9 protein-coding genes are annotated in these 11396 nt (G+C 61.7%); 5 read left to right on the top strand and 4 right to left on the bottom strand.

The features are described from left to right. Positions 1–129: 129 nt before the first annotated feature. The gene (locus tag M0H32_RS01720; RefSeq protein ID WP_248149918.1) at positions 130–1548 is read right to left on the bottom strand and encodes an FAD-binding oxidoreductase; all 1419 of its coding nucleotides are present in this window, start codon (positions 1546–1548) and stop codon (positions 130–132) included. A 169-nt stretch (positions 1549–1717) separates the two neighbouring features. On the opposite strand from M0H32_RS01720, the gene fabI reads away from it, so the two are divergent. The 3 genes from fabI to M0H32_RS01735 all read left to right on the top strand — a co-directional run bounded on the left by fabI (position 1718) and on the right by M0H32_RS01735 (position 4611). Further along, a complete protein-coding gene (gene fabI / locus M0H32_RS01725) occupies positions 1718–2536 on the top strand; it encodes an enoyl-ACP reductase FabI (protein WP_248149920.1) in 819 nt (272 codons plus the stop codon). A 102-nt stretch (positions 2537–2638) separates the two neighbouring features. Further along, positions 2639–3274 carry a histidine phosphatase family protein gene (locus M0H32_RS01730; protein ID WP_425607285.1) on the top strand — a complete coding sequence of 212 codons (636 nt, stop codon included), beginning with the start codon at positions 2639–2641 and terminating at the stop codon, positions 3272–3274. Positions 3275–3420: 146 nt separating this feature from the next. Then, on the top strand, positions 3421–4611 hold the full coding sequence (locus tag M0H32_RS01735) for a DUF3095 family protein (RefSeq protein WP_248149924.1): 1191 nt from the start codon (positions 3421–3423) through the stop codon (positions 4609–4611). Here the strand turns inward: M0H32_RS01735 and M0H32_RS01740 are convergent. Next, on the bottom strand, positions 4596–6869 hold the full coding sequence (locus M0H32_RS01740; RefSeq protein ID WP_248149926.1) for a putative bifunctional diguanylate cyclase/phosphodiesterase: 2274 nt from the start codon (positions 6867–6869) through the stop codon (positions 4596–4598). The genes M0H32_RS01735 and M0H32_RS01740 overlap by 16 nt on opposite strands. A gap of 308 nt (positions 6870–7177) precedes the next feature. On the opposite strand from M0H32_RS01740, the gene aroC reads away from it, so the two are divergent. Further along, positions 7178–8263, top strand: coding sequence for a chorismate synthase (gene aroC, locus M0H32_RS01745; protein WP_248149928.1), 1086 nt, complete (start codon positions 7178–7180; stop codon positions 8261–8263). A 115-nt stretch (positions 8264–8378) separates the two neighbouring features. After that, entirely contained in the window at positions 8379–9284 is a 906-nt protein-coding gene (yghX, locus tag M0H32_RS01750; RefSeq protein WP_248149930.1) for a YghX family hydrolase, read from the top strand. Positions 9285–9465: 181 nt separating this feature from the next. Here yghX and M0H32_RS01755 read toward each other — a convergent pair whose 3' ends face one another. Together M0H32_RS01755 and ribB are read right to left on the bottom strand one after the other, a co-directional pair. Beyond that, positions 9466–10020: a hypothetical protein gene (locus tag M0H32_RS01755; RefSeq protein ID WP_248149931.1), complete on the bottom strand. Its 555-nt coding sequence runs from the start codon at positions 10018–10020 to the stop codon at positions 9466–9468. Between the two features lie 25 nt (positions 10021–10045). Continuing rightward, entirely contained in the window at positions 10046–11365 is a 1320-nt protein-coding gene (ribB, locus tag M0H32_RS01760) for a 3,4-dihydroxy-2-butanone-4-phosphate synthase (protein WP_248149933.1), read from the bottom strand. Positions 11366–11396 lie beyond the last annotated feature (31 nt).

Raw genomic sequence — 11396 nt, forward strand, 5'->3', positions numbered from 1 at the left:
CGGTGTGAGCGCGAAGTATTGGACAGATTAGATGTGCACGATGTTGCAGAGCCGGTCCGACTGCTCCACGGGCCTTACGAAAAAAGCCGCCCTGGAGGGCAGGGCGGCTTTTTCAACACGTGAAACGCTCTATGCCTTGAGGACCCGGTCCGGATTGAGGAGACCTTTCGGATCGAAGGCCGACTTGATGCGTTTCATCAGGTCCAGCTCAATGTCGGATTTGACGTTCGAGAGCAGATCCCGCTTGAGCCGGCCGATGCCGTGTTCTGCGGAGATGCTGCCGCCGAACTCCTGGACGATGCCGTGCACGATGGCATTCATCTCGTCCCACTTGGCAAGATAGGCTTCCTTGTCCGCCTCGACGGGCTGGCTGACGTTGAAGTGGATGTTGCCGTCGCCGATATGGCCGAAGGGCACGGGCCGGCAGCCGGGCACAAAAGCCTCGACGGCGGCCATGGCCTTGTCCAGAAATTCTGGAATGGAGGCTACGGGGACGGAAACATCGTGCTTGATCGAGCCGCCTTCCGGCTTCTGCACTTCCGACATGCCGTGGCGAATGTGCCAGAAATCGTTGACCTGCGTCAGGTTCTGGGCGAAAGCCGCGTCCTCGACCAGTTCCGCTTCGAAAGCCTCACCGAGGATGCTTTCCAGAAGGTCGCGCACGGGAAACGCCTCCGAGCCGCTGGACAGTTCCATCAGCACGTACCAGGCATGCTCGCCTTCCAGCGGGTCGCGAGCCCCTTCCAGGTGTTTCAGACAGAACTCGACGCCGACCCGCGGCATGATTTCAAAGCCGGTCAGAACCGGTCCGGCGCCCGCTTTGGCCATGGTGAACAATTTCAGCGCAGCGTGCGGATCCGGCAGTCCGACAAAGGCCGCCTCGAGCTTCTTCGGCTTGGGGAAGAGTTTCAGCGCGGCAGCCGTAATGATCCCCAGGGTGCCCTCGCCGCCGATAAATAATTGTTTCAAATCATAACCGGTATTGTCCTTGCGAAGGGTTCTGAGACCGTTCCAGATCTCTCCGCTCGGCAGCACAACCTCGAGCCCGAGAACCAGGTCGCGGGTGTTGCCATAGGCCAGCACGGCGGTGCCGCCGGCGTTGGTTGAAATGTTGCCGCCGATCTGGCACGAGCCCTGCGCGCCGAGGGACAAGGGGAACAACCGGTCGACTTTTTCAGCCTCATTGTGCAGCGTTTCCAGCACCACGCCGGCTTCCGCGACGAGGGTGAAACCGACCGGATCGACGTTGCGGATCTTGTTCAGCCGCGACAACGACAACACGATTTCGTCCCCGGTTTCCTGCGGAATTTGACCGCCAACGAGGCCGGTGTTGCCGCCCTGCGGCACGATCTTGAGGTCGTGTTCATAGGCATAGGCCATGACCGCGCTGACCTCTTGCGTGCTGCCGGGACGCAACACCATAGGCGTGACGCCATGGTAGAGATCGCGCCACTCGGTCAGGTAGGGGGCCTGGTCTTCCCGGGTGGTCAGAACATTGGCTGCGCCGATCATCTCAGCGAAACGGTCGGCGTGGGCAGAGCGCTCCATGAGCGGGGTCCTCGTGAAGTTTGACGGTAAAAATCGGGCGTCAACATAGTGGCTCGATCCGGCCGCGTCGACGGTTCATTCCGTCGCCGTGTCACTTGAAGGACGAAATCCCTTGTGCCATAGGATGCCAGCCCGTTCGGGTGGTAGTGGAATTCTTTCGGAGATGAAGATGGCGGAAACGCGTGGACTGATGAATGGCAAACGCGGCCTGATCATGGGCGTGGCAAACAACAAGTCGATTGCCTGGGGCATTGCCAAAGCACTGGCCGACGCGGGAGCCGAACTGGCGCTGACTTATCAGGGCGATGCCCTGAAGAAGCGGGTCGAGCCTCTGGCCGAGCAGCTGGGTGCCTTCGTTGCCGGCCATTGCGACGTCACCGACGGCGCGTCTATCGATGCTGTCTTCAAGGCTCTGGAAGACAAATGGGGAAAGATCGATTTCCTCGTTCATGCCGTCGCCTTTTCCGACAAGGCGGAACTGACCGGCCGCTTCGTTGAAACCAGCTCCGACAATTTCGCCCGCACGATGGATATCTCCTGTTATTCGCTTGTGGCTGTCACCCAGCGGGCCGAAAAGCTGATGGAAGGCGGCGGCTCGATCCTGACCCTGACTTATTACGGCGCCGAGAAGGTGATGCCGCATTACAATGTCATGGGTGTTGCCAAGGCGGCCCTGGAAACCAGCGTGAAATATCTCGCCATGGATCTCGGCCCGAAGAACATCCGCGTTAACGCGGTCTCCGCCGGCCCGATCAAGACCCTGGCGGCCTCCGGCATCGGCGATTTCCGCTATATCCTGAAGTGGAACGAGTACAACTCGCCGCTGCGCCGGACCGTCACAATCGAGGAAGTCGGCGACAGCGCCCTGTTCCTCCTGTCCGACCTCGGCCGCGGCGTGACCGGAGAAATCCAGCATGTCGACTGCGGCTACAACATCGTCGGCATGAAGGCGGTCGATGCGCCTGACATCTCGGTCGTCAAGGACTGAGTGAAGACACGCGGCCGGTCCCTGACCGGCCGTTTTGCTATCGTATCTCTCCGGCGTCGTTGCGTCGGGCAGCGCATGTTTTCCAGGACCTCCATGACCAGAATGCAGACCCTGTCTGATCCCGGCCTCTTGCCGAAATTGCACGATCCCGAGTTGCTGATCTTTGTCCGGCATGGCGAGACCGACTGGAATTTCGAAGGCCGCATGCAGGGGCAGAAGGACATTCCCCTGAACGCCACCGGCAAGGCTCAGGCTGCCGGCAACGGCATGCGCCTCAAAGCCTATCTGGAGCGGGAAGGGCTCGACCCGTCAGGGCTCGACTTCGTTTCGTCGCCACTCGGCCGGACCCGGTCGACCATGGAATTGCTGCGCACCGCGATGGGGCTCGACAAAGCAGCCTACCGGCTCGAGGACCAGCTCAAGGAAATCACCTTCGGCGCCTGGGAGGGCTTCACGCTGGAAGAGCTCGCGGACGGCGAGCAGGACCTCATCGTGCAGCGCCGCGCCGACAAATGGGGTTTTGTCCCGCCTGGCGGCGAAAGCTACGAGATGCTGGCCGGCCGGATCGGCCGATGGCTGAAGACCGTCAACCGGCCATCGGTCGTTGTGTCCCATGGCGGGGTCTTTCGTGTGCTGCGCGGCCATCTGGAAGGCCGCGACAGGGTCGCCGTGCCAAAGCTGGACGTGCCCCAGGACAAGGTGTTCGTCTGGCGAAACGGCCAGTTCGCCGTCGTCTGAAGCGCTGGACGGGACCAATCGCATTACTTGAACAGCCCGACCCGCGCGGTCCGGACTACACGAAGAGTTGACAGGCGAGGCCGCGTTCTCACCTGATCGACAGCCGTGGCCGGCGCGTAGACTGCCCATTCATCAGGACGAGACCCATGTCGGCGGAAGACTTTTACAGCGAGCTGCCCAGCTTTACCGATTTCAGCACCGTCGGCGTGCTCGACGAATACCGCCCGGTACCGGATGACTGGCACGTGCTTGCGGCGGACATCGTCCGCTCGACCGACGCGGTCGCTGCGGGGCGCTACAAGGAAGTCAACATGGTCGGCGCCTCGGTGATCGCCGCCGTTTTGAACCGGATCGGCCGGGACCATGCCCCCTTTGTCTTTGGCGGCGACGGCGCCATGCTGGTCGTGCCTGCGCAGGATGTTGCCGCCGCCCGGGAAGCCCTTGCCGGTGTGGTCGATCTGGCGCGCCAGGTCATGGAACTGGAACTGCGGGCGGCTACCATCCCGGTGTCCCATCTGCGCGCGCTCGGCGGTGATGTCCGCCTGCGCAAATACCAGCTCAGCCCCGGCAACCACCTGGCGATGATCATTGGGGACGGACTGGCCATCGCCGACAGGATCCTGAAGAGCCCCGACGAGGTGGCCCCCTTTGCCGTTGCCGTCGAGAAGACGGCGCTGCCGCCTTTGGACGGCCTGTCTTGCCGCTGGGAGCCGCTACCGGCCCGCGAAGGGCATATTGTGTCGCTGATCCTTAAACCCGCCGGCGGCAAGACGCTGCCCGGAGTGATGGCGGATATCGCCACCAGGCTTGGCTACAATCCGCTCGCGGATGATGCTCGTACGCGTCTTGCCGACAAGAGCCGCCTGCGGTTCAGGTTTCCACCGAGCGGGCTGCGCTACGAGGTGCTTCTGGGATCCGCCAAGAACCATGTGGGCGGCTGGGTCCGCGCGCTGATCGAGTGTGTTGCCTTTGTGATTTCCTTTGTCACCGGCTGGCGCATCGGTCCGTTCGACCCGAAGCGCTATATGAAGGAACTGAGCCTCAATACAGATCACCGCAAGGTCGGCGACAGTTTGCAACTGGTACTGGACCTGACACCGGAGCAGCTGTCAGCTGTCGAAAGCCATCTCAGCGATGCTTATGCGGCAGGTGAGCTGGTCTATGGCCTGCATGTCTCCGACAGTGCCCTGATGACCTGTTTTGTCGAGGATATCGGCAACAGCCGCCACATCCACTTTGTCGATGGCGCCAATGGCGGACTGTCGGTGGCAGCAGCGGAATTCAAGCAGCGGCAAGCGCGTCTGGACGAAGCCAAAATCGGTCAGGAAAGCGCCTGAGCGGCCAGCTTAGGTGCGCTGCCAGACGACGGTTGAGCGTAGTTTTGTTTCAGAATGAGCGCGGCCAGCTCATCTTCCGGAACGGCTTTCGAAATCAGGAAGCCCTGGATGACGTCGCAGCCATTGTCCTTTAGCCAGTCGCGTTCGCCCTCGGTCTCCACGCCCTCGGCCAGAACACTGATGTCCAGGCTCTTGGCGAGGTTGATCAGGGCGCTGGTGAATTTCTGCAGGCCCGGATTTGTGTCGACACCTGAGATGAAACTGCGGTCGATCTTGACCCGGTCTACTTTCAGGTCGCGCAAGCTGGAAATGCTGGAATGGCCGGTGCCGAAATCGTCGAGCTCGATGAAAAAGCCAAGTTCCGACAGGCGGGCGATGTTTTCCTTGATTGGAGCAGCCGTGATTTCGTCGATCATCACCGCTTCCAGGATCTCCAGGCTGATGTCGGACGGCTCCAGACCCAGCATCTTGACCTGCAGGTTCAGGGCGTCGACCGCTTTGGGATTGGTCAGCAGGCTGGCGGAGACGTTCAGGCCCAGGTGGATCGGGTGATGGGTCTTGCCGCTGAGATTGACGGCCAAGTGCAGGGCTTTTTCGCGTACTGTCGCCTCGATCTGCTCCATGTAGCCGGCCTCGACGGCGGCCGGCAGGAACGATCCCGGGTACCGCACATTGCCATCCACAATCCAGCGGGCCAGGGCTTCTGCCCCGACCACCTTCCCGGTGTGAATATTCACCTGGGGCTGGTACCAGGCGACCATCTCGCCATCTTTCAGCGCCTTTTGCAGCTGTTTGGCGATCTCGTCGTTTTCCTCGAAGGCGGTTCGCATGTCCGGCGTGAACCGGTCGGTCTTGAGCGGACCTTTCTGCTTGGCGGAGCGCAGTGCCAGCGCGGCATCGATGAGAATATTGTCCGTTACAGGCTCTTGCGGCCGGCTGATGAACAGTCCGGCATTGGCGTCGATAACCGTCTTGTGAGTGTCGACAATCCGTTCCTTGCCGATTTCCTGGAGCAGCTTGTGACCGAATTCCTCAAAACGGGCGGCGGCTTTCACGTGCGGCCGCAGCAGTGTGAACTCTGTACCGCCGCTGCGGCACAGGAAGTCTTCCGGCTCGGCCTGCTCTGACAATTGTTCGGCCACATCGCGCAGGATCGCGTCGCCGCGGTGGTCGCCGAAACGGTCGTTGACCTTCTTGAACTGCCGCAGGTCGATCAGGATCACACCGGCACAGCCTTCCGTCGCGCGCTCCGGCAGGGAGCGGATGGTGTTCAGCAGCGCGCGCCGGTTGGGCAGACCTGTGAGAGGATCATGGAAGCCTAGGCTCTCGAATTCCTGCTGGGTCCGGTCGGCAAGTGCCCGGCTGAGGGCGATTGCGATGGCGAAGGCAGCCAGGATGACCAGCCCGCCGACGAGCCCGGCCAGCGCAACCGCAAACAGGGTCTCTGCCCGCTGGGTCTGCAGATCTTCATAAAGAAAGTCCAACGCCGATTGCCACAGCGTGAAAGTCGTGCTGACCAGATCCGGCTGGGCCGTCAGCACCGGCTCGGCAACAATATCTGCGCCGCTCTTGGCGGCGATGGTGGTGGACAGCAACTTGGCGCCCTCTGACTGATAGGCCAGATTCGCCCGTCGATAAGCCTTCGCCTGTTGCCGCAATTGCTCGGCGCTCTCGCCGGTAAGAAGATTGAAATACTCCGCGGTCTCGCGCGCGGCGCCATCGGCGGCAATCTTGAACTGGCCACCCTGGACCGGGATCAGCATCTTGTCCCAGACATTGATTTCCAAGCGGGTCACGATGCTCTTGGCGTTGCTTACCATGATTGAGGATTCGATGACGACGGCGGGCAGCGCATCGGTGACCAAATGCGGCAACCGGGAGGCCTCGAAGGACGAGGACGAGCTGAGCTTTGCCAGCTGAGAGATCGAAGACGAGAGTGTCCGTGCCTGTCGCAGGGCCAGTGGGACCTGGGGTTCCCGGACAAACGTGTCCAGATGCGCGGTGAGTTCGGCGGACCGCGCCGTGCCGCCGAAGGCGATCAGTCTCTGACGTAGAGTGGTTGGCGGTGCACTGATCTTGCCGGTGAGGGCCTTTTCCTGCATCAGCGGGCCGAGCGCCTCGATCAGGTGCAGGCCGTCAAGGCTCCGGTCGATGGCGCTGACCTTGTCGAACTTGTTGTAGAACCAAAGCGATGCGAACAGCAGGCTGGGTGCCAGCAAAAAAACGATCAGCCCTGTCAGCCAGCCACGGATCCGCAACGTCGCGCCTCTTGAAGTGCTTATGGTTATCCTGCGTCATACAGGCAAGGGCTTAAGGATTGGCAAACCCTAAGGCGAAACTGGACTATAGGGAGGTCAAACGGGCCGATTTTACTTAATAGTGTTACCGGGTAACAGTCGGGTGATCGTAAACGTGTCTTCTGCCGGGCGTAAAATTTGGCGGATCAACCCAGCAACTGATTATCGTCAAAACGAACGATTACAGCTTGCTCCGGTCTTGAGCTTGCAGGCCCGATGGCGTATCGCTCGGCTCCTGACTGCTCTCTTTCAAGCTGCGGAAGCCTTTCATGTCGCATAACAGTTTTGGTCATCTATTCCGGGTCACGACCTGGGGCGAAAGTCACGGACCGGCTATCGGCTGCGTGATCGATGGCTGCCCGCCGCTGATCCCTTTGAGCGAAGCCGATATCCAGGGCTTCATGGACAAGCGCAAGCCTGGCCAGTCCCGCTTCACCACCCAGCGCCGCGAGCCGGATCAGGTGAAGATCCTGTCCGGTGTCATGGTGGACGATGACGGCGTGCAGAAAACCACGGGTACGCCGATTTCGCTGATGGTGGAGAACACCGATCAGCGCTCCAAGGACTATTCCGAGATCAAGGACCGGTTCCGGCCGGGTCACGCGGATTTCACCTACAATGCCAAATACGGCATCCGCGACTATCGCGGCGGCGGCCGGTCCTCCGCGCGTGAAACCGCGATGCGCGTTGCCGCCGGTGCGGTGGCGCGGCGTGTCCTGCAGGGCGTTACCATACGCGGAGCACTGGTTCAGGTCGGTCCGCACAAGATTGCCCGGGAAAACTGGGACTGGGCGGAAGTCGACAACAATCCGTTTTTCTCTCCCGACGCAAAGGCGGCCGAATTCTGGGCTGAGTATCTGGACGGTGTGCGTAAGGCCGGATCCTCCGTCGGGGCGGTTGTCGAGGTGATCGCGGAAGGCGTGCCCTCCGGTTGGGGCGCGCCGATTTACGGCAAGCTCGACACCGACATAGCCGCGGCCATGATGTCGATCAATGCGGTCAAGGGGGTGGAGATCGGCAACGGTTTCGACGCGGCCAGCCTGACGGGCGAGGACAATGCCGACGAGATCCGCATCGATGATGTCGGCCAGCCGATGTTCCTGACCAACCATTCCGGCGGCGTTCTCGGCGGCATTTCCAACGGCGATCCGCTGGTCGCCCGCTTTGCGGTCAAGCCGACATCCTCCATCCTGACGGAGCGCAAGTCGATCACCCGGCAGGGTGAAGAGGTCGACGTCATGACCAAGGGCCGTCACGACCCCTGCGTCGGCATCCGCGCGGTGCCGGTGGGCGAGGCTATGATGGCCTGTGTGCTCGCCGATCACTTCCTGCGCCACCGCGGCCAGATCGGCTAAGCCGGTCAACGTTACATCTCGTTACAAATTCCAGGGTCCCTTGCCCATGGACCTCGGCGCACATGCTCCTAGTTTCGATTGCAGCACATCGCCGTGCCTATCAGGGAGTGAAGACATGAACGAGATGACACCGGTCCGCCGCATGACGGCAAAGGACTTTCCGCAGGAACTGCTCGACCTTTACGACTTTTACGCACATGGCAAGATCACCAAGCGCGAGTTCCTGAACGGGGCCGCCAAATTTGCGGTCGCCGGTGTCACCGCGGCGATGCTGCTGGACCAGCTGTCGCCCAATTATGCGCTCGCCCAGCAGGTCGCGCCGGACGATGCGGCCATTGTCAACGAACGCATCACCTATCCGTCGCCGAACGGGCATGGCGAGGTCAACGGCTATCTTGTGAGGCCGGCCGGTGCGGCCGGCAAGCTGCCCGCGGTTCTGGTGGTTCACGAGAACCGGGGCCTCAACCCTTACATCGAGGATGTCGCCCGCCGCCTCGGCAAGGCCGGCTTCATGGCACTGGCTCCGGACGGACTGACCTCCGTTGGCGGTTATCCGGGCACGGATGACAAGGGGCGCGAACTGCAGCGTACCGTGGACGGAACCAAGCTGATGAACGATTTTTTCGCCGGGTTCGAGTTTCTGCTCAACCACGAGGGCAGCACCGGCAAGGTCGGCGCTTGCGGTTTCTGCTATGGCGGCGGCGTCGTCAACGCCATCGCAGTCGCCTATCCGGAGCTTGCGGCCGGTGTGCCGTTTTACGGCCGCCAGCCGGATGCCGCCGATGTGGCCAAGATCCAGGCGCCCTTGATGCTGCAATATGCCGAACTGGACGAGCGCATCAATGCCGGCTGGCCGGCCTATGAGGAAGCCCTCAAGGCCAATGGCAAGGATTATGTCGCTCACATGTATCCGGGCGTGAACCACGGCTTCCACAACGATACCACCCCGCGCTACGACGAGGCGGCGGCCACACTTGCCGAGGAGCGCATGGTGGAATTCTTCAAGGAACACCTGATGTAGGCAACGGAACCCAAGCCCATCATTCGTCATCCCGGACGGAGCGCAGCGAAGATCCGAAATCGGGGAGCCACAGGCTTTCGCTGATATGATCTGAAAACAGACGAAGGTGGCTCCCCGGTCCCGGCTCGCGCGTTACTTGGCCGGGATGACGGCAGAGGGGGCTTCGTTCTGGTTAGGCCCTTCAAACTAACTTGAACGCCCGGATGCGGCTGAGGATTTCTTCGGGGTCGGCAGCGAGCGTGTGCAGGTTGATGGCGATTAGCTCCCGGCCATGCTCGCGCGGGGTGCGTTTCCAGTTGCGCATCATGAATTTTTTCCAGACCGGGAAGGTCTGTGCCTTGGTGACCGCGTTTTCCAGAGGGCGGGTGAGCAAAACGTCGAGACGGACAAGTTCCATGTTGCGCACCGAAGTGCGCTTGACGTCGGTCATGCGGATCGCCGCCCAGTCGATGAAGCCGATGCGCTCAACGTATAGTCCGTCCTCGTTGGCGCCCAGCTGGGGCCGGCTCCTCTCGATCATCGGAAAATGCCAGTAGGCGATGCCGAGAGGGGCCAGCCCGGCGACGGCGAGAAGAGGCAGACCGCCGACAACGCCAATGACGGTGAAGACGATGCCCAGCAGAAGAGAGCCATAAACCAGGCCTTCGCTCTGGCCCCGGTTGAAGCCGACCGTGAAAGGCACGGGATCCGGCTTCGCTGTCTCCCCTTTCGAAACTGCCTCGGTCTTAGCCGCCATGAAGGATCACCTCGCAAAGGATCCTCTAGGTGTCGAGGATCTCGGTTTCGTCAATTTTGATATCGAACCCTTCCAGCCCCACGTAATGGCGTTCACGCGATGCCAGCAGGCGGATCGAGCTGACACCCAGGTCCTTCAGGATCTGCGCGCCAAGCCCCACTTCACGCCATTGTTCCTGTCTAGCTTGTGCGGAGCTGTGTTCTTCGGTGTCGGCAGCTTCAAAATCGGATCTTGCGCGCCTGGATTGACGGGCGACCCCGACTGAGCCTTCGCGCAGATAGACGATCACGCCCCGGCCGCGCTCAGCGAAATGCTTCATGATCGGGTCGAGCGGCTGGGCGTCGCCGAAGACATCGTCGAGCACGGATTCCAGCTGCAGACGCACCGGAACGCTGCGGCCGTCGAGAATGTCGCCATAGACGATGGCCACATGGTGCATCGGGTCATAGGGCGTGGAATAGGTCATCGCGTAGGCCGGGCCGTGAACGGTGTCGACCGGCTGCTCGTTGACGCGCTCGACCATGCGTTCGGTGCGCTGGCGCCAGGCGATCAGGTCGGAGACCGAGACCATTTTCAAGTCGTGCTCGGCGGCAAATTCAGCCACCTGCTGGCCACGCTTGACGGTGCCGTCGTCATTGACCAGCTCACTGATCACGCCGACCTGCTCCAGGCCGGCCAGGCGGCAGAGATCGACGGCGGCTTCCGTATGGCCGGAGCGGATCATCACGCCGCCTTCCTTGGCGACCAGCGGGAAGATGTGACCGGGCCGCACGAAATCGTCGGCGCCGACATTCGGATTGGCGAGTGCCCGCACCGTGGAGCAGCGTTCCTCGGCGGAGATGCCGGTGGTCAGGCCCTGGCGGTAATCGACGGAGATGGTGAAGGCGGTCGCCAGCGGCGCGTCGTTCTCGGCCACCATCGGGTCAAGCCGGAGGCGGCGTGCATGCGCGACCGTCATCGGGGCGCAGATGATGCCGGACGTGTGACGCACCATGAAGGCCATCTGTTCGGGCACGACCTTGGAGGCGGCGACGATCAGGTCGCCCTCGTTCTCACGATCGTCATCGTCGGTCACGACAACCATCTCACCGCGTTCGAATGCGCGGATTGCTTCTGCGACACGGGCCTGGGACACGGGATGCTCCTTGGTTGTGGCTAATCCGAGAAAATCGTTGGGAGTGACCTCGCCATTGGTGGCGATGGCGATTTTGCGGGCCATGTCCCGCGAGACCCAGACATTGGGGTCGTTGCAAAGGGCTGTCACGGAGGCGGGAGACAGGTTGGCGCGGCGCGCGAAGGCGCTGCGGTTCTCTCCGGTCTGCAAAAGCCACTGATCCAGTCTCATGGTTGAGCATATACGCCCAAACCCTTTCAGC

The organism is Roseibium sediminicola (genome assembly GCF_023156505.1).
Taxonomy (GTDB): domain Bacteria; phylum Pseudomonadota; class Alphaproteobacteria; order Rhizobiales; family Stappiaceae; genus Roseibium; species Roseibium sediminicola.